Source organism: Brevibacillus sp. FSL K6-6036 (genome assembly GCF_037964015.1).
Classification (GTDB): domain Bacteria; phylum Bacillota; class Bacilli; order Brevibacillales; family Brevibacillaceae; genus Brevibacillus; species Brevibacillus borstelensis.
The window spans coordinates 1,288,933-1,306,421 of the sequence record NZ_CP150173.1 but is presented as its reverse complement, the minus strand read 5'-3'; the positions used below and the strand labels follow the sequence as shown (position 1 = coordinate 1,306,421).

The window sequence follows — 17,489 nt, the reverse complement described above, 5'->3', positions numbered from 1 at the left end:
ATGCTCTACACGGTAAAAGAAATCGCCGCGCTGTCAAACGTAACGGTAAAGACTTTGCATCACTATCACTCCATCGGCCTGCTGCTGCCATGTGAGATTAGCGAAGCGGGGTACCGCCTGTATGGAACAAAAGAGCTGGAGCGTCTGCAGCATATTTTGTTTTACAAGGAGCTTGATTTCCCGCTGGAAAAAATCAAGCAACTGCTCGAAGGCGCCCCTGATCGGCTGTCCATTCTGGCCAGTCAGAAGGAGCTTCTGCTCGCCCGCAAGCAACGGCTGGAAAGAGTCATTCAAACGCTGGACGAATCGATTTCACATGCCGAGAACGGTGAACAGATGAATCAGGCAGAGATGTTCAAGGGGTTTTGTGACGAAGAGGAGTGGATGGAGGCACTGGCCGAACAAAAACGGTATTTGGAGGAGACCTATGATTTTTCTCTTCCTTCCATCGACTCGTCCGAGGTCCCGGCGATGAACCAAATGGCGCGGGAAGCGAAGCGATTTACGGATGGAATGGCGGATTTTCTGGCGAAGGGCGTCAAATTTGACGATGAGAGTGTACACAGGCTGATTTCCGAGCATATCGCCTTCTTGAATCAGAGCGGACATGCGACCAGCGCTGACGATTTTGCGGCACGAACGCGCTTTTTCCTGGATGACGACTTTCACCGAAAGATGCTTGAGGAACAGCAGACAGGTCTTGCTTACTATTTATCCACTGCTGCGGAATCATTTGCAGCCAAGGAAAAAAGTACGACTGAAGCGAAAAAGTACGACTGAAGCGAAAAAGTACGACTGAAGCGAAAAAACCGCCGCAACGACTGATCGTTGCGGCGGTTTTCCATGCTTCCAAGCATCCATGCAATATTCAAACAAGGTGAGAAACATCCACCTATCGATTGAGCAAAAAGACCCCCCAAGACAGATACACCGTGTACAATGCCCACAGCAAATAGGGGATGAGCAGATAGGCCGCCGCCCGCTTGCGGGGCCGGATCATTTTGATCAGCAGCCAGGTGGAATAAGCGACAAGCACGGTGTCTGCCGCCGCTGGCAAGAGCAGATGCTTCTCTACGAAAAGCCAGGTAAACACCTGAACGACTGCCCAGTTGATAAAAAACAGCAGCAGGGTTTCTCCATCCATTTGCCGGCTTCTGGCCAATTGGACAATCGATAACGATATAAGTGCATATAAGATTCCCCACACGACGGGAAAGACGCTGGCGGGTGGAGTGCCTGGCGGTTTGGCAAGCGCCTCGTACCAGGCCCCACCCTCCGGATAAAGAAAGCCTGCCCATGAGTATATCGCATAGAGGGCGAAAAACAACAGCGCGGAGGTACCGATTTTCACCGCACATCCCATCCTTTGACATCTGATCTTCTTGCCATAGTTTATGAGACGTGCCTTCGTTTCATCACGATTTGTCCAACGGGATTTTAACGTCCTCCGGCTTTGATCAGCATCTCTTCGATTTCGCGGTATCCGCGCTTTTTCGCATGGGCAAGCGGCGTTACCCCGTCCTTGTCGGGAATATTCACGTCGGCTCCGTGATCGATCAGCAGCTGCACGATCTGCTGATGGGCCTCTCCTCCGTCGCTGAGCACGATCGCTTCCATCAGCGCTGTCCAGCCCAGATTGTTCACGTGATTGACATCTACACCAGAGCGGGCGAGCAGCTCCTGTACAACTTCTACATGCCCTCTTTCCGACGCAGGGATCAGAGCTGTCCCGCCGTATCTGTTGGTGAGCTTCGGATCGGCACCCGCATCAATGGCCAGCTTGACGATATCCAGAAGTCCCTCTGCCCCCGCATACAAAAACACGTTATCCAGGCGGTTGTCCCGGATATGAATATCGGCCCCGGCTTCGATGAGCGCTTTGACCGTTTCCGCGTGATTGCCATGCGTAGCTGCCAGCACCGCCGTCCGTCCTTTTTCATCCGCAGCATTGATGTCCGCACCTTTTTTGAGCAGCTCCAGCACCGCAGCCGTTTCCCCTTTTTCCGCCGCCTTGATGAGCTCCTGGCCCATTTTTTCCTGCATCACTTTTTGCACACTCTCCTTTGCCATATTCTGTGCATCTTGCAGAACTTCCCCTGTGCTGGCAGGCTCCTCGCAGCCTGCCAGTATCAATAAAGAAGAAAAGAAGGTCACAGCCAGACGGATCATGAATCCTTCCCTCCCTTTGCTCGTTCGCTTCCTTAATGCTATCATGGCAATTGATATACGAAAAATATTACTTTCATTATAAATAATTACTTTTCCCATATATTATTGAAAGGGGAGTCTCGGTGGATATCAAACAGCTTCGCTACTTTATCGCCATTGCAGAGGAGAAACAAATTTCTGCGGCTGCCAAGCGGCTTCATCTCGCGCAGCCGCCGCTTAGCCAGCAGTTGATCAATTTGGAGAAAGAGCTGGGCGTCGCCCTGGTCGTCAGGCACGCCAGAGGTCTGGAGCTGACAGAGGCGGGACGCATCCTGTACAAGCACGCCGTCAAAATTGCCAGCCTTGTGGAAGAGTCGGAGATCGAGGTAAAAGAGGTAGGCGAGGGCACGAAAGGGACACTCAGTATCGGTGTCAACACGCTCTCTTCCGAGCTATTGCCCATACTGTTGAAGCGGTTTCAGGAAAGCTATCCCCACGTAACGTACAAAATCCAGCAGAATGAATCCGATCAGCTTCTGAAAATGGTAAAAGAAAAAGCCATTGAGCTCGCGATCATCAGGCTGCCGCTTGAACTCAATGACTTTTCGATCCTGCATCTAAAGACGGAACCGCTGCGCTTCGCCAGCTCCACTCGCATTCCCGGCTCATCCGCGACAATCACCTATGAGCAGATTTGCCATCATCCGTTGTTGTTGCCCAGCATCGAAGGACTCGGCGTGTACCACTTGATCCTCGAGGAATTCTCCCGGCGCCGATTGGAGCCTGTCATCCTCGGCGAATGCTCGGATATCGCGGTCCTCTTGCAATTGGTTTCTTCCGGCTTTGGGGCGACGATCGTACCGGAAGTCGTTCTCAGGATGCACCCCGGGCATGATCTGCAGGTGTACGAGATTGCGGATGCGACGATGGCTGCTTCATCCGGCGTCATTTGGCTGAAGGACTACTACTTGTCAAAGGCGGCACAGAACTTCCTCGATCTTTTGAGAAAGTAACGCCTTACAGACGTGTCGACTCTCCCGGCTTCAGCGCGGCCCCGTCGATTCCTTTTTCTTTCAGGCTGTCGACAAATGCCTTCCCGTCCTGCTTGATCGGGGGGAACGTATCATAGTGCATCGGCACGACGAACTTGGCTCCTACCCACTCGGCCGCGGTTTTGGCATCCTCCGGTCCCATCGTGAACACATCCCCGATCGGAAGGAAAGCTGCGTCGATGTCGTGGCGCTCGCCGAGGAGCTTCATATCTCCAAACAGTCCGGTATCGCCCGCATGATAAACCGTCTTTCCGCCCATCGTGACGATAAAGCCGCCCGGCATTCCCAAATAAACGATACGCGTATCTTCTTCAAAAACCATGCCCGAGCTGTGGAATGCTTGGGTCATTTTTACTGTACCGAACGGAAAGGAAGCGGAGCCTCCTAGGTTTAACGCCATCGTCTTGGCACCTTGCCATCCCAGGTAGTTGGCCAGTTCAAACGTAGCGATGATGGTAGCGTCATTTTGCTTCGCCAATTCTACGGCGTCCAAAATGTGATCCTGGTGTCCGTGCGTCAAGAGAATGTACTGAACCCGAATATCGGACAGCTTCGTGGCAGCAAGCGGGTTTCCGGTGATGAACGGATCGATGATGATTGAATGTCCTTCGCTGGTCAGTTGGATGCAAGAATGACCGTGATACTGGATTTCCAACATGTGCATTCCCTTCCTTCTTCGCAATCTACTATTCATTCCTGATGATAGGTGGGAATGTCAGCCATGTCAAATCAGTTGGCGCATGTTGTTTCAAACATTTGAATAATCAGTCAAACAGAACCGCAAAGGCTCTCGTAAAAGCGCCGTCGCTCCCTTTAATCTTGAGCGGCGCAGCCGCGAAGAAGACGCGCTTGCGGTCAATTTGCTCCAGGTTTTTCAGGTTTTCCACGATCCCCAGCTTGTTGCCGAGAAAAATGTGGTGAGCGGGGAAGTTTTCAGTCTCGATCGGGTCGGGAGAGATGAAGTCGAGCCCGACTGCCCGAACTCCGCGCTCCACCAGCTCCTTGGCCATTTCTTCTCCGAAGTAAGGGTAGTCGGTTTCGTAAGCATCCGTCCCCCACTGCTTGCTGAGGCCCGTACGGAACAAAACGATGTCTCCCGGGCGAATGTCCGCGCCTTCCAGAACAGCCGGACTCATTTCCCGCTGTCCGTCGAGGTGGACGTCCACGATCACAGCTTCGCCGACAAAACGCTCCAGCGGGATTGCCTCGATGGTCTCGCCATTTTGAATAAAATGGGCTGGTGCATCGCAATGCGTTCCAACGTGAACGACTGCGTGAAAGTCGGTCACCTGAAACCCGTCCGACTCTACTTGAGAAACCTGCTTGAACTCAGCAACCGGCTGACCCGGGTACTGGGGCATTCCTGACTCGAGCACTTGCGAAAGATCGATAATGCGCATGAGACCCTCCATTTTCCCAACTTTACAAGTCGGAATAGTATGTGTTTTGCTAATATTATCCAATCCCAAAAGCGCTATCGCAAGTGTTTTTTCTGCCCTCCGCGTATGTTTTTGCTCTTCCGTCCGATTATGTAAAAGGCTGCGAGAGCCGACAGCCAGTCCGTTCCTTCACGGCTTTCGCAGCCAGTCCGTTCCTTGCCGGCTTGCGTTTGACACTACCGGCTTACGAGAGGAGATTGTCTTTGTGATGGGGATCCTTCAATTCGACGAGCGCGATGATTTTCGAGTCCCGAATGACAACGCGCTTGCCTTCATTGTCCCGCAGAATCAAGGTAGAGTTTTTCACATCCACCAGTTTGCCGACGAAGGTGCCATTCACTGTATCGACCTTCACTTTTTCCCCTTCGAGCTTTTTGGCCTGATCACGAAATGCCATGGTTGATCCCTCCTTTACCTGCATCCTATGTACATGCAACGCCATTCAACCAAAGCAAACGTGGATTTTTCTCCAAAATGTGCAGCCACCCTTTGGCAATGATCCCGGGTGACATTTGGCCGTTTACTCTGCCTTGCTGGACGTTCGGCACTATACAGAACGAAAGGACGTATGCAAGCTGCGGCAGGCCAATGATGTATCCAGCCTGAGGTCGAGCTTGATCCCTTTGTTTGCCGCGTCTTCCCTACTTATTTGGTCTTCTTCTACCATGGCCGGGTCGTATCCAAAGCGAAGCGCTGTCTTCTGTGCAAAGGTGTAATAGCTCTCAAAGCTGCTCGGTCCCACATGCAAAGTGCCCGTCCACTCGCTTCCGGCCAGCTCCAGCAAAGCGTTCGCGAGATCCTCCACGTGGATAAACGTGCGAAGGACATTGCTGCTGCGGACAACCCGCTCCCCTTTTTCCCATGCCTCTGTCAACTGGCGCACGCGATTGTCCCAGCGCCCGTCCGCATCCGGCCCGTAAATGGGACCTGATCTGACGATAGCATGATCCAAATGGCCGCTCCTCACCATCTCCTCGCCGGCAAGCTTGGCATTGCAATAAGCCGCCAAGCTGCTGTCCCTGTTCCAGAAGGAAGGAGCGTCCCGTTCCTGGTACGGTCCTTGAGCCCCTTCAAAAACGCCATCAGTCGACACGAACAGCAGCCTTGTCGCTGGCGAAATATGGGAGAGAACTCCGGACAGCCCCTTCTGAATCAGGGCAGTTTCGTTCTCTCCGCTCATCACTGCCCATATCACCACATCAGGATTCGCTTGCCGGAGCAGCTCTGCACAGGCGCTTTCTTCCCTCAAATCTACCTGACTGTACTGCGCATGGAGGTTTTGAAAGCACGTCCCCGTCACTTCCCATCCTTGCTTTTTTCCGTTTTCAACGATCTTGGAACCAAGATAACCGCTCGCACCGAGAATCAATAGTCGTGACATGAATCCTTTCGTTCCTCTCTTTATGGGTTATGGGACGAACCCTGATAGAATTTGTCGTACGTTTGCAAACAGGAGTTTACTTAGTGTCAGCGAAGTGTACAAGCATAATCATTTCACAATGTTCGGAATACTTTTGTCAGAACGGGAGGGAAGTCATATGAAGAACGTGATCGAACTGGTTGCCAAGGAGAAAACCTACTCCGGACGTGAACTGGCCGAAATTCTCGGAGTCGGAGCCAGCACGCTGCGAAAGTGGAGCATGCTCCTGGAGCAGCAGGGGTACCGGTTTTTGCGGGACAGTCAAAACCGCCGGGAATACAGACAGTCGGATGTCGACGCACTGCGCTCGTTTTATCAGTTGACAAAGGAAAACCTGATGCCGCTCGAGGAAGCGGCGCGGACCGTAGCCGGACGCACTTCCTTTCAACAGACCAAGCGGGAAACTGCCGCTTCGCTCAGCCTTGTTCCCCCGGTCGTGCCCTCTGCCGGCTCTGCACCTTTCCCGTCAAACCATTCGGCTGCACTGTCTGCGAGCACATCCGCTGCTTTGGCTCTTCGGACCAGCGCCCATGTCGATCGGCTGGAAGAGAAAATCCACTCTCTCGCCCAGCATGTACAGCATCAGGATGCAGTTCAGATGGAGCTGATGGAACGCTTGGAAAAGCAGGAAGCGTACATCCGCAATAGTCTGAAGGAACGCGACCGCCGCTTGATGAAAGCCATGAGCGACATCATCGAAGCCAAGCAGCAATTGGCCCAGCTCCGCGACGAGCAGCGAAAAAAATCGATCTGGCACCGCTTGTTTCGGACACAGTATGATTCGTCGCTTTGAATCGAAAACCTCTTGCTGTTTTTGTCCCTCCGTATCGCTGCCGACCCGCATAGAAACAGGGCCGCTCCGATTGTACAGTCATCTCCAATCGGAACAGCCCTGTTTTGTTGTTTGTCTCGGAAAACCAGTGCCTACGCTGCGTTGATAGTCTCGTCGTTTGCCCTCGCGCTGCCTTTTGTAGCGAGGCTCACAACCGTCGTCACTGCAAGATTGACGACCAGTGCGATAATGCCGACGTTCAGATCTTGAATGGACTGCGGCAGGAATGGGAAGAGGGTGCCGATCGTGATGCCGCTGATCGTGACGATCGCAACCGTTGCCACACCGGCGATGATACCGGCTGCCGCTCCCTGCTTGCTGACAAAATTGCGTTTGGACAGGCTGAACAGAAGCGCAGGGAAGAGCTGGGTAACGAGACTGTAGCCCATCAGCAGCAGGGTGACGAGTGTATCTCCGCCCTTGAATGTAAAGTAAAGCGAGATGAGCGCGACTACAGGCACCAGATAACGGGCCAGCTTGGATACCTGTTCGTCCGTCGTCTTCGGTGCGAATACCTTGTACACGTTTTTCGCAATCAGCGTCGACGAGGACATCAGAATCATCGACCCCGGCACGATCGCTGTCAACAGCCCCGCCGCGCCGATCACCCCGACAAACCAGGGATCGAAGGTTTGGATAGACAGGCGCAAGAGTGACATGTCGCCATCCGCCCCTTCCAGTCCGGGCACCTGCAGGATCGCGGCAAACCCTACGAAGAAGACGAACAGCAGCACCAACTGGTAAAGCGGCATGACGATCGCGTTTTTCCGGAAGACCTTCTCATTTTGAGCAGAGTAGACCGAACCGAAAGTATGAGGCCACATATAGAAACCAAGCGCTGTCAACAGAACAGTAGAGACAAACCAGGACGGACTGAGGCCTTTTTCCGGCAGAGCGACAAATCCTGGCTTGGCCGCTTCGACAGCCTGAAACATTTCGGTGATGCCGCCATAGTAGTGGAACGGCAGATAGAGACCGAGGAACACAACCACAAACAGAATCATGATGTCTTTGACCACAGCGGTCCACGCCGAGCCGTGGATTCCGGAGATCATCACGTATACCGTGACAGCCATGGTCCCGATCCAGATCGCCGCCGTGTTTGAGATGCTTCCGTAAGAAGCCTCTGCCACGATCAGCCCCAGGCCTTTTAGCTGGAGGACCAGATACGGGATGAGCGCCACTACCCCGACGATTGAGACGAGGACACCCAGGTACGGGCTTTTATACTTGCTGACAAAGAAGTCGGACTGCGACATCAGCTTGTTCTCTTTTGCGTAGCGCCAGATGGCGGGCAGCAGCCAGTACGACATGATATAGGCGAGACAGCCATAGCCGAGAATGTAGAAGGTCGGCCCGCCTTTGCCATATGCCCAGCCGCTGCCGCCCAGGAACGTAAAGGTGGTGTAAATCTCGCCCGCCATCAGCAGGAATACAAATATCGTTCCGAAGCCGCGTCCCCCGACGGTCCACTGCTCCAGGTTCATATCCTTGCCGCGTTTTGCCTGAATCCCGAGAAAGAGAGACAGTGCCAGGAATCCGAAAATGATCATCAACGCTGCATTCATCTAGGAGTCACCTCTCTTGTTCGCCGGGTCCAGCTTGTAGATGATCGCCATAATGACAGAGGTCAGGACGACCCAGAGGACGATCCAAAACAGAAGGAAGGGCAGTCCGAGCACGTAAGGCTCTACTTTATTGACAAATCCGATGCAACCGAGTATTCCGATAAACGGCAGCAAGGCTAATAGATGAATCAGTTTCATGGGCAGCAGATCCCCCTTTGTCTGTCGATTCCTGCGATTTGCAACCGTTCGGAATCTTCGGTTTTTTCATGCAAATCTATGCCATGACGATTTTATGGGCGGCATTGACGAAGATCTTCACGCCTACCTCCAGCGCATCTTCATCTACCGTGAAGCGCGGGTGATGGTGCGGATAGACGATGCCCTTCTGCTGGTTGCCTGCGCCTACGTAGAAGAAGCAGCCCGGAGCTTTTTGCTGGAATGCCGAAAAGTCCTCTCCCCCCATGTTCGGCTTCATGTGGTCGATCCATTCCTCTCCCAGCGTCTCCGTGACGATGCTCTCCATCAGACGGGTCACTTCCTCGTCATTGATCACAGGACGATAGCCGTATTCGTATTTGAATTCATAGGTGGCTCCGTGGGCCTCGGTAATTCCTTTGACGACGCGTTCCATCAGAGCCGGAACGGAATCGCGAAGCTTTTGGTCAAAGCTGCGAACAGTGCCGCAAATGCTGACCGATCCCGGGATGACATTGTGTGTCGTTCCGCCGATAAACTGGGTGACGGAAATGACCAGATTGTCCAGCGGATCGGTATTGCGAGAGACGATGTGCTGCAGGTTGGTGACCACCTGTGCCGCTATGGCAATGCTGTCGACCGTCTGATGCGGCAGTGCTGCGTGCCCTCCCTTGCCGGTGATGGTAATGTAGAAGGTATCCGGTGCGGCCATCATCGGACCTGGGCAAATCCCCACTTTGCCAAATTCCATTGGCGCCCACAGATGGGTCCCGATGACCATGTCCACGCCGTCCATGACCCCTGCCTGCACCATTTCCTCCGCCCCGCCGGGGAAAAGCTCCTCCGCGTGCTGGAACAGGAAGCGGACCTCGCCTTTGATCCGGTCTTTCATCCCTGAGAGAATTTTCGCCGTGCCGAGCAGCATCGCCGTATGTCCGTCGTGACCGCAAGCATGCATCACGCCGGGATTCGTGGAGACAAACGCAAAGGTGTTTTCCTCCGTGATCGGCAGGGCATCCATGTCGGCCCGCATCGCCAGAACACGCCCGGGCTGTGAACCGATCAGCCGCGCCATCACGCTTGTCTTGGTCGGTCTGGTCACGTCCAGGTTGCCGAACGAAACGAGCGTGTCGTAGACGAACTGGGCCGTTTTTTCCTCGTGAAACGAAAGCTCCGGATTTTGGTGCAAATAACGCCTCCACGCGATTACCTGCTCCTTGAGCTGTTCCGCTTCTTGATTGAGTGTCGCTGTCGTCGTCATTCAAATACGCCTCCCTAATGAAATTCGTGCTTTCCTACGCCTTCCCGGCGAGTGAGAGAACCGTGCGGTACAGCACATTGGCTCCGTCTGCACAGTCTTCCTTGGTGGTATATTCAGCCGGATTGTGGCTGATGCCCTTTTGGGAACGGGCAAAGATCATGCCAACCGGACAGAGGCCGGTCAACTGCATGCAATCATGTCCGGCACCGCTCGGTATCGTAAACGGTTCAAAGCAAAGCGACTCGCACGCGTCTTTGGCAGCCTGCTGAATTTCTTCGGAGCAGATGACCGGCGGTATGCGCTGCAACAGTTCGATCGCGAGCTGAATGCCTCGCTTTTCGCATATTTGCTTGGCAACTCTGACAATTTTGGCTTCGACGCGGTCAAGTACCGCCTGATCCACATCGCGAAGGTCCAGCGAAAACTCCACTTTTCCCGGGATGATGTTCACGCCGCCGGGATATGCCTGCAGCTGTCCTACCGTACCGACGGCTGTTCCCGTTTTGCCCGCCTCCTGCTCGATCGCCAGCATGATTTCTGCTGCCGCCGCCAGCGGATCGCGGCGAAGCGTCATCGGTGTGGCTCCCGCGTGCCCGGCTTCCCCCTCGAGGATGAACTTCACCCACAAAGGACCGGCTACACCGCTTACCACCCCGACCGACAGATTGCGGCTCTCCAGCACCTTGCCCTGCTCGATATGCAGCTCGACGTACGCCTTTACGCTCCCCTTCGGACGAGCGGCTTTGCCGATCGCATCGGGATCCAAACCGTTCTGTCTCATCGCCTCGGCAATCGAGATGCCGTCCTTGTCGCAATGCTCCAGCTCGCTTCCCTCCAATAGACCGGCGATGCCGCGGCTTCCGATCATGCCGTAGCTGAAACGGGTCCCCTCTTCATCGGTAAAGGCGATCACTTCGATGGGATGTTCGGTGGCGATGCCTTGCTCGTTCATCGCGTGCAGGATTTCCACGCCAGCCAAAACGCCAAGCGGACCGTCGAAGTTTCCGCCGTTGAACACAGAATCGATGTGCGAACCGACCAGGACGACAGGCGCTTCCGGATTGCCGCCTTCTTTTCTGCCGATCAAATTGCCTACCTCGTCCTCCCGTACGGCAAGCCCCGCCTCAAGCATAAAACCGCGAACGAGATCTTTTGCAGCTCTCTCTTCGGGTGTAAAAGAAAGTCTGGTAATGCCGCCCGACTCTTGTTTGCCGATGTCACTCAAACGCATTAACCGATCCCACAGCCTGTCCGGATTGATCATACGCTTTCACCCCTTTTTCTTTACGCAATTAACGGTTGATTTACGGTTGTGTCCATAATTGTATAATAGTCTGTCAATTTTGAAAAGAGGGAAATATTTTGGGGATTATTGGAAGTCCTTTCCGGTGTTGCGTGTTCTTCCTGGCGACCGAGGAAAAAGCGGTCCTCTTGATTTCAGTCGTGGTTTAAAAAAACGGTCAATCAGGCCTTGGTGAAGGAGATGAAAACGGCTGAGGAAGAAAAACGGTTTGGACATAGTAAAAAAAGAGCCGGGACTGCTCTTCACGAGCGCTCCCAGCCCTTCCGCAGGCAAAATCATCCTAGAGCAGCAAGCACAAGCGCCATAAGCGTCATCACGACATGTGCCGCCGCGTGGGCGACCATGGCTGCTTCCAGGCTATGCTTCCAAAACAGCCAGCCGAAAAGAATTCCGCCCACGGCATTCAGCAGGATGGTACGGATGATCAGCATAGGCGTAAGCGGAGCGAGGACGGCCACCGCTCCCAGATGTCCGATGCCAAACAGCAGAGCGCTTATGACAATAGCGGTGACCATAACCGCAGCTCCCGGAATCTCTCTCCCCCGCTGGAACAGGCGCCAGCCGAGCCACGCCAGGAGCGACATCATGCCCCAGCGCAGCAGCAATTCTTCCGTAATGCCTCCGTACAGCATGGCGCTGATGGTAAAGGAGAGATCCCGCGGAGGCGCCCCGCCCGCAAGGCTTGCGGGCAGCCACGGCTGAAAGAAAATGTCGAGCAGAGGCAAAATGACCGCTGCCGCGATGCCAAAAACGATGGCAGCAGGCATCTGCGGACGCAATCGGCTCCAAAACGGCTCGCCTTTCGTCGCCTTGTCGGCGACAAGCGATGTCAGCCCGACCCGTGGAGCCAGCCATGTTCCCACAGCAACCGAGATCGCCAGCAGGATCAGAGGCTGCAGCATGGACAGAGCGGCCAGCACCGCTACCGGCATGTCAGGCAATCCGGGCACATTTTGAAGCTGCCTGACAGATGTGGGAACGAGTGCAATCACGCCGATCAGTCCGGCAACAAACAGGGGCACATATGCTTTGCCGTATGAGGGGTAGCCGTGCATGCTTCCACTTTTCATCCCTTCGTCCCCTCCAGCCTGCGATACGCCATGTAAGAGTAAATGACCGGTACCCCGACGGACAAGCCGATCACGACCAGCAGCGGCCAGCTCGCGTCACGCATGGCAGGGAGGAATGCCGACAAGATCGCAAACAGTCCCGCAATTACCCAGAGCGGCCCCGACATCCGGTGGGTTTTGCGCCACACCTCTTCGCTCGCCAGTGTCCATGGCGTTTTGATTCCAATGAAATAATTGCTTCTCACCTGCGGCAGATAGTTTCCGATCACGAGCCAGAGGACCCCGATGATCAGGTTGGCAAATACGTCCGCGCCTATCGCCCGCATCCCGAGGTTATAAGCCAGCAGATGGCTGAAGGCTGCACTCAAAATCAGGACGGTGAGCAGCCGGATGATGCCGTACGCTTTCTCGAATTTCTCGTAATTTTGCTTCTTCGGGTCAATTTTGCGGGTATATGCAACGATTGCAAAAATCACGATGCTGATCAGAATGTAGGTCAAAAAGAACGTTCCTTTGCTTTGAAAACCGTCCGGCTCCCCGCCCGGCCCAAAGTGGATGACCATCTGTTCGGGCAAGTCCTTGTACGTAAACAATCCGATGAGGATGGGTACCAACAGGATCATGATACTGACCGCTTGATTCATGCCTTTCACTCCTTCTCAGGTTTCCGGTCCCCAATAATCTCCAAAAACCAGCCCATGACATCCTGCACAACTGTCGTATTCAAGGAGTACACGATGTTCTGCCCCTGCCGCTCATCCAAAATCAGCTTCGCCTGTTTCAATGAACTGAGATGATGGGAGATGCTGGGCTTTGTCATGGCAAAGTGATCGGCGATTTCGCCTGCTGTCATATCTCTCTCCTTCAACAGCCGGATGATTTGTCGGCGCGTAGGGTCAGCCAGCGCTTTAAAGGTATCATTCACAAAACCACGACCTTTTTGGGAACATAAAATCTTGGTTATTAGACATTTAGACAATCATCTAAATATCTAATTTAAAAGTATGCCATTTCTCGGCTGTTGTCAATCGCTGTTTTGTTCCTCCAGGAAATGGCATCTGTTTTTTGTTTAAGAGATTGGCGCGCTCTGCTTCGCATCCTTCCGTTCCGCTTTCCGAAAACACCCGATAAGTATATAGCCGAAAACGATCCCGCAGATCGCCGGGAAAGTCGAACCGCCGAAGCCCAGTACGGTGGAAGCAAATGGCAAATTGCTTCCGACAGGAGAAAAATACAGCCAGATAAAAAGCGAACCGTACAGAGACGGGACTCCGACAGCAATGAATTTCACCCAGTCAAAGCTCCAGGCCGCTGGCTGTCTGCAGGTGCGGACAAAGCCGGGTATCCCGAGCAATATCCCGATGATGACAGGAAAAAACGCAGAGTAGACAAGAAGCGGCATCGACTTAAATGTCACTCTGACCTGCTCCTGGAGAAGAACTTGCACACGCAGCATCTGCAAAATAAGAATGCCGCAGAAAATCGAATACGCCAAATAACTGACAAAACGCCGCCACTTGCTCCCCTTCCACGTGCCCACCCTCGTTCCCCCTTTCCTCTTTCCGCCGAAAGTCTCGTGAGGACCTGTTCAAAAACACGCTCAAACTCTCTCTCAAAGCTCGATCCGATACACCTTTCGCGGCCTTCCTCGCGGATGCGGACTCTCTTCTCCGACGACGGTCGCAATACCCTTCGTCTCCAGCTCGATCAGGATGCGGCGGGCGCTGCGCGGCATGATCTGCATGTGCATGGCCAGCTCATGCGCGTTGATCTCGGCCGAGCCGCGCTTCTTCAAAATCGATTGAAGCTTGCTGAGCGTCTGTACGCTAAGCGACGTCTGCCGGCTGATCTCCTGGAGCTGGCCGGAAGCGCCGCTAAACGTAATTTGCTCGCTTTTCCCCAGAGGTCCGGCGATTCGCTTGTCGTCGAAGAACACCATCCAGGAGCCCGGTCCGCTCTCCTTGGCGTGGAGCAGCGCCGTTCCTGCGTGGATTTCCGCTTCGTAGGCCGTCTTGCCGATCCCGATGCCGCAGGTGACCATCTCGTCCTGGATGCCCGACAGCTCTTCCAGGCGGGGAGCCGCCACAAAGTCACGGGTAAAGTCTCTCAGGATGCCTCTTGTCGTAAAAATGACGTACCGGCCCGGCCCCGCAATCTTCAGGGAGCCTTGCAGCTGCTTTGCGTAGCGCAGCAGCTTTTCCGTCGATTTGATCTCCAGATTGTACAGCTCGTCTGTAGAAAATGTTCCGCTGGTCAAGCCTTTGAACGAATCGATCTCCATCATCTGGACGGCAATCTGCGTATCCTTGAACTGAAGCATTTCATAGGTCCGCAGCAGCATACTGAGGACGGCCTCTACGCCTGCGCGGGTCGGCAATACGCGGTAAACCGGCACCCCGCGTCTTTCCAGTTCCATCTGGGCTGTTCGCAGGCAAGTGACGGCCGCCTTCGTCTTGCCTTCCCGCCACAGCGTCTCGTGGTAGTCAGCCAGCTCGCTTGCATGAATCGCTCCCGCGTACGATTTCAGCCAGATTCGGGAAGTGGAAAGACCCGCCTCCTCCAGCAAACGCGAAAACTCGTCAGACGAAAACGTATCAAAGCTGAGCTCGCTGACAGTAATGCTTTTCTCGTGAGAAATATAGAGCAGTGTCCGGTACAGGCTGGCGCCGATATGCGGAACATAGGCCATCGGCGTCTTGATCCTGCCCCATTCCTTTACCATGGAATACGGCACCTGGCCGGAGAACAGCCACATGTCCGCCTGGCCCACATGAGGCTCGAGCAGGTCAAAAATTTCCTCTTCCGTCCAATAAACAATGGGAAGGCATTCGATCTCGGCATAGTCATTTACGACGGAACGGATGATATCCAGTGAATCATCGGCTCCCATGATCCCCAAACGCAGCTTCAAGTAAGCTCCCTCTTTCGTGCTGGCAGTCTTTTTATCCTTCCTCTTACCATAGCAAATTTGCGGCTGAGAGGGAATCAAGTCAAAGACCAATGAACAATAAACAATGGACAATGAATATTGATAATCGCTTATTGCTTCACCAGACGCTCGCCTAGCCAGTGAGCCGAGAACAAAACCGGGATGATCAAAAGGACAAACGGCAGGGTGGAAAACAACAGCTCCCAACTGACCGCTCCCGATGCCAGCAGGCGATAATAGGCGTACGAGGAGTACGGCAATATGACCACTACCGCCGTCACAACTCCGGGGGTATAGCTGCCAAGAAGGATCGACTGCCCCACATGGGTAAAGACATGCAGGAACATGACATGCACGCACACCAGGTAAAAGGGCAAATAAGCTCCGGTCGACAGCGTTGTCACTGCCAATACCGTAGCGCTGGAGATGACGAGAAAGATACAGGCCACTGCGGCAGCAAACTGCGCGGTATTCATCGACAGGGACGGCTCTAAAAAACGGGCTGCTTTGGGCGGAAGCACCTTGAGCACTCGTTCCCTGTTTCCGGCCAGCCATTTTTCTACCGTGATGATCTCCTCCAGATCGTGGCAAATAAAAGCGATCGGCAGCAGCCATAAAACAACGGATAGCTCCCATATGGAATCAAGCCACGCAATCATGTCCTTTCCCCCTTTACTTCCTTAAAACTAACTTTTGAGTTATATAACTTATGAGTTAGTTTTATACCTGATGAATCTTGCTGTCAATAATCCGGTTGATTTTTTTTTCAGTTGAGAGTAAAATAACTCCTCAAAGGATGACAACTCGGCGATGAGGAAGAAGAGTAGACATCACAGGAGACTTAAGAGAGCTGATGGTTGGTGCGAATCAGTGTCAAATGGATGTTGAATGGGCTTCCGAGCTCCAGACCGAACCCGGGCTTACCGGCAGTAGGCTCTGGCGTGAATAGTCCACACGTTACAACGGGCACCGTATCACTGGTACGGGTAAAGAGATTCCACGCAAGCACGGTCTGTGTTTGCCCGGAATAACAAGGGTGGCACCACGGTTCATTCGTCCCTATTCGGACGAATGGACCTTTTTTATTTTTCGTTCCCATTTTGGAAAGGAGAGAAATGTTGACATGAAAACGATTTTTTCCGGCATTCAGCCCAGCGGTATCCTCACGCTAGGCAACTATCTTGGAGCGATGAAGCACTTTGTGCCGCTTCAGGATGAATTCAACTGTTTTTACTGCATTGTCGATCAGCACGCGATCACCGTGCCGCAAGAGCCTGCCGTACTGAAGGACAATGTGCGCCGTCTGGCCGCGCTCTATTTGGCTGTCGGCCTGGACCCTGAGAAGGTCACCCTGTTTGTTCAATCCGAGGTTCCTGCTCATGCCAAGCTCGGCTGGATCATGCTCTGCACCTCCTACGTCGGAGAGCTGGAGCGCATGACACAATTCAAGGACAAAGCTTCGGGACGGGGCGAATCGATCCCGGGCGGCCTGTTGGCATATCCGCCGTTGATGGCAGCCGACATCCTCTTGTACAACACCGATTTTGTCCCTGTCGGCGAGGATCAAAAACAGCATCTGGAGCTGACCCGCGATCTGGCTGCCCGCTTCAACAACCGCTACGGCGAAGTCTTCAAAATTCCGGACATTCGGGTGGCCGAGGTCGGCGCTCGCATCATGTCGCTGCAGGACGGCACCAAAAAGATGAGCAAGTCCGACCCCAACCAGGGCGGCTTCATCTCGATGCTGGACGATCCCGACACCATCGTCAAAAAGGTGAAACGGGCGCAGACGGATTCCGAAGGCTCGATCCGCTTCGACAAAGAGAACAAACCGGCAATTTCCAACCTCTTGACCATCTACTCCCTCTGCTCCGGCAAATCGATTCAGGAGCTGGAAGCCATGTATGACGGCAAAGGATATGGAGCGTTCAAAACCGAACTGGCCGAAGTAGTGGTCGAAACACTGAAACCGATCCAGGATCGCTTCCACAAGCTGTTTGGTTCGCCGGAGCTGGACGATATTCTCACCGCTGGCGCCAAAAAAGCGGCAGATGTGGCAAACGAGATGCTGTACAAGGCAGAGAAAGCGATGGGCATGGCCCGTCTGTAATAGACCATTTTCCGTATACGACAACCGGATTGAATCATTCAGATACAGGGCTGCCCCTCTTTTCCTTCGCCGTGACTGCTGTCGCGGCGATCCGGGAGGGTCGGCCCTGTTTTTTTGTTCCGTCTGCTCTTTGGGTTCTTTTTCACAAGAAACTAGTCTTTT

The 17,489-nt window shown here is 53.7% G+C and carries 20 protein-coding genes and 1 other annotated feature; of the genes, 4 read left to right on the top strand and 16 right to left on the bottom strand.

Translation table 11 applies throughout. The features are described from left to right. A complete protein-coding gene (locus NST37_RS06660) occupies window positions 1-780 on the top strand; it encodes a MerR family transcriptional regulator (protein ID WP_171506218.1) in 780 nt (259 codons plus the stop codon). 112 nt (window positions 781-892) lie between these two features. Here NST37_RS06660 and NST37_RS06655 read toward each other — a convergent pair whose 3' ends face one another. Further along, on the bottom strand, window positions 893-1,351 hold the full coding sequence (locus NST37_RS06655; RefSeq protein WP_003388042.1) for a tryptophan-rich sensory protein: 459 nt from the start codon (window positions 1,349-1,351) through the stop codon (window positions 893-895). An 86-nt stretch (window positions 1,352-1,437) separates the two neighbouring features. Beyond that, the gene (locus NST37_RS06650; RefSeq protein WP_122958663.1) at window positions 1,438-2,031 is read right to left on the bottom strand and encodes an ankyrin repeat domain-containing protein; all 594 of its coding nucleotides are present in this window, start codon (window positions 2,029-2,031) and stop codon (window positions 1,438-1,440) included. 260 nt (window positions 2,032-2,291) lie between these two features. Here NST37_RS06650 and NST37_RS06645 point away from each other — a divergent pair, with 260 nt between their 5' ends. Then, complete coding sequence (locus NST37_RS06645; protein WP_039071192.1) at window positions 2,292-3,161, top strand: LysR family transcriptional regulator; 870 nt, start codon at window positions 2,292-2,294, stop codon at window positions 3,159-3,161. Between the two features lie 4 nt (window positions 3,162-3,165). Here the strand turns inward: NST37_RS06645 and NST37_RS06640 are convergent, their stop codons facing one another. From NST37_RS06640 to NST37_RS06625, 4 genes are all read right to left on the bottom strand, one after another. Next, window positions 3,166-3,858 carry a metal-dependent hydrolase gene (locus NST37_RS06640; protein WP_035979174.1) on the bottom strand — a complete coding sequence of 231 codons (693 nt, stop codon included), beginning with the start codon at window positions 3,856-3,858 and terminating at the stop codon, window positions 3,166-3,168. A gap of 106 nt (window positions 3,859-3,964) precedes the next feature. Continuing rightward, the gene (locus tag NST37_RS06635; protein WP_339186465.1) at window positions 3,965-4,600 is read right to left on the bottom strand and encodes a cyclase family protein; all 636 of its coding nucleotides are present in this window, start codon (window positions 4,598-4,600) and stop codon (window positions 3,965-3,967) included. A gap of 223 nt (window positions 4,601-4,823) precedes the next feature. Beyond that, window positions 4,824-5,036, bottom strand: coding sequence for a hypothetical protein (locus tag NST37_RS06630; RefSeq protein WP_039071194.1), 213 nt, complete (start codon window positions 5,034-5,036; stop codon window positions 4,824-4,826). Window positions 5,037-5,186: 150 nt separating this feature from the next. Next, the gene (locus tag NST37_RS06625) at window positions 5,187-6,020 is read right to left on the bottom strand and encodes a sugar nucleotide-binding protein (RefSeq protein WP_339186463.1); all 834 of its coding nucleotides are present in this window, start codon (window positions 6,018-6,020) and stop codon (window positions 5,187-5,189) included. Between the two features lie 157 nt (window positions 6,021-6,177). Between NST37_RS06625 and NST37_RS06620 the strand changes: the two genes are divergently transcribed. Beyond that, a complete protein-coding gene (locus tag NST37_RS06620; RefSeq protein WP_003388050.1) occupies window positions 6,178-6,852 on the top strand; it encodes a MerR family transcriptional regulator in 675 nt (224 codons plus the stop codon). Window positions 6,853-6,983: 131 nt separating this feature from the next. Here the strand turns inward: NST37_RS06620 and NST37_RS06615 are convergent, their stop codons facing one another. The 10 genes from NST37_RS06615 to NST37_RS06570 all read right to left on the bottom strand — a co-directional run bounded on the left by NST37_RS06615 (window position 6,984) and on the right by NST37_RS06570 (window position 15,876). Then, window positions 6,984-8,459, bottom strand: coding sequence for a sodium:solute symporter (locus NST37_RS06615; protein WP_003388051.1), 1,476 nt, complete (start codon window positions 8,457-8,459; stop codon window positions 6,984-6,986). After that, the gene (locus NST37_RS06610; RefSeq protein WP_003388052.1) at window positions 8,460-8,657 is read right to left on the bottom strand and encodes a DUF3311 domain-containing protein; all 198 of its coding nucleotides are present in this window, start codon (window positions 8,655-8,657) and stop codon (window positions 8,460-8,462) included. A gap of 76 nt (window positions 8,658-8,733) precedes the next feature. Then, window positions 8,734-9,915: a M20 family metallopeptidase gene (locus NST37_RS06605; RefSeq protein ID WP_003388053.1), complete on the bottom strand. Its 1,182-nt coding sequence runs from the start codon at window positions 9,913-9,915 to the stop codon at window positions 8,734-8,736. 34 nt (window positions 9,916-9,949) lie between these two features. Next, entirely contained in the window at window positions 9,950-11,179 is a 1,230-nt protein-coding gene (locus NST37_RS06600; RefSeq protein WP_339186461.1) for a Zn-dependent hydrolase, read from the bottom strand. A gap of 314 nt (window positions 11,180-11,493) precedes the next feature. After that, complete coding sequence (locus NST37_RS06595) at window positions 11,494-12,288, bottom strand: CPBP family intramembrane glutamic endopeptidase (RefSeq protein WP_003388055.1); 795 nt, start codon at window positions 12,286-12,288, stop codon at window positions 11,494-11,496. Further along, window positions 12,285-12,932 carry an SdpI family protein gene (locus NST37_RS06590; RefSeq protein WP_003388056.1) on the bottom strand — a complete coding sequence of 216 codons (648 nt, stop codon included), beginning with the start codon at window positions 12,930-12,932 and terminating at the stop codon, window positions 12,285-12,287. The genes NST37_RS06595 and NST37_RS06590 overlap by 4 nt, the downstream gene beginning before the upstream one ends. 5 nt (window positions 12,933-12,937) lie before the next feature. After that, window positions 12,938-13,213, bottom strand: a complete 276-nt coding sequence (locus NST37_RS06585) for an autorepressor SdpR family transcription factor (protein WP_003388057.1) — start codon at window positions 13,211-13,213, stop codon at window positions 12,938-12,940. A 144-nt stretch (window positions 13,214-13,357) separates the two neighbouring features. Next, on the bottom strand, window positions 13,358-13,828 hold the full coding sequence (locus tag NST37_RS06580) for a hypothetical protein (RefSeq protein ID WP_003388058.1): 471 nt from the start codon (window positions 13,826-13,828) through the stop codon (window positions 13,358-13,360). A gap of 72 nt (window positions 13,829-13,900) precedes the next feature. After that, entirely contained in the window at window positions 13,901-15,199 is a 1,299-nt protein-coding gene (locus NST37_RS06575; protein WP_171506188.1) for an ArsR family transcriptional regulator, read from the bottom strand. 128 nt (window positions 15,200-15,327) lie between these two features. Beyond that, entirely contained in the window at window positions 15,328-15,876 is a 549-nt protein-coding gene (locus tag NST37_RS06570; RefSeq protein ID WP_003388061.1) for an HXXEE domain-containing protein, read from the bottom strand. 142 nt (window positions 15,877-16,018) lie between these two features. Then, window positions 16,019-16,281 (top strand) — a binding site (T-box leader). Window positions 16,282-16,340: 59 nt separating this feature from the next. Between NST37_RS06570 and trpS the strand changes: the two genes are divergently transcribed. Continuing rightward, the gene (trpS, locus tag NST37_RS06565; protein ID WP_003388062.1) at window positions 16,341-17,327 is read left to right on the top strand and encodes a tryptophan--tRNA ligase; all 987 of its coding nucleotides are present in this window, start codon (window positions 16,341-16,343) and stop codon (window positions 17,325-17,327) included. Window positions 17,328-17,489: the final 162 nt, after the last annotated feature.

What these genes read in the sequence shown, in the direction of transcription:
- NST37_RS06660 (WP_171506218.1), top strand. Translation starts at nt 1, where the DNA reads ATGCTCTACACGGTAAAAGAAATCGCCGCGCTGTCAAACGTAACGGTA.
- NST37_RS06650 (WP_122958663.1), bottom strand. Translation starts at nt 2,031, where the DNA reads ATGGGCCAGGAGCTCATCAAGGCGGCGGAAAAAGGGGAAACGGCTGCG.
- NST37_RS06640 (WP_035979174.1), bottom strand. Translation starts at nt 3,858, where the DNA reads ATGTTGGAAATCCAGTATCACGGTCATTCTTGCATCCAACTGACCAGC.
- NST37_RS06635 (WP_339186465.1), bottom strand. Translation starts at nt 4,600, where the DNA reads ATGCGCATTATCGATCTTTCGCAAGTGCTCGAGTCAGGAATGCCCCAG.
- NST37_RS06630 (WP_039071194.1), bottom strand. Translation starts at nt 5,036, where the DNA reads ATGGCATTTCGTGATCAGGCCAAAAAGCTCGAAGGGGAAAAAGTGAAG.
- NST37_RS06625 (WP_339186463.1), bottom strand. Translation starts at nt 6,020, where the DNA reads ATGTCACGACTATTGATTCTCGGTGCGAGCGGTTATCTTGGTTCCAAG.
- NST37_RS06620 (WP_003388050.1), top strand. Translation starts at nt 6,178, where the DNA reads ATGAAGAACGTGATCGAACTGGTTGCCAAGGAGAAAACCTACTCCGGA.
- NST37_RS06615 (WP_003388051.1), bottom strand. Translation starts at nt 8,459, where the DNA reads ATGAATGCAGCGTTGATGATCATTTTCGGATTCCTGGCACTGTCTCTC.
- NST37_RS06610 (WP_003388052.1), bottom strand. Translation starts at nt 8,657, where the DNA reads ATGAAACTGATTCATCTATTAGCCTTGCTGCCGTTTATCGGAATACTC.
- NST37_RS06605 (WP_003388053.1), bottom strand. Translation starts at nt 9,915, where the DNA reads ATGACGACGACAGCGACACTCAATCAAGAAGCGGAACAGCTCAAGGAG.
- NST37_RS06600 (WP_339186461.1), bottom strand. Translation starts at nt 11,179, where the DNA reads ATGATCAATCCGGACAGGCTGTGGGATCGGTTAATGCGTTTGAGTGAC.
- NST37_RS06595 (WP_003388055.1), bottom strand. Translation starts at nt 12,288, where the DNA reads ATGAAAAGTGGAAGCATGCACGGCTACCCCTCATACGGCAAAGCATAT.
- NST37_RS06590 (WP_003388056.1), bottom strand. Translation starts at nt 12,932, where the DNA reads ATGAATCAAGCGGTCAGTATCATGATCCTGTTGGTACCCATCCTCATC.
- NST37_RS06570 (WP_003388061.1), bottom strand. Translation starts at nt 15,876, where the DNA reads ATGATTGCGTGGCTTGATTCCATATGGGAGCTATCCGTTGTTTTATGG.
- trpS (WP_003388062.1), top strand. Translation starts at nt 16,341, where the DNA reads ATGAAAACGATTTTTTCCGGCATTCAGCCCAGCGGTATCCTCACGCTA.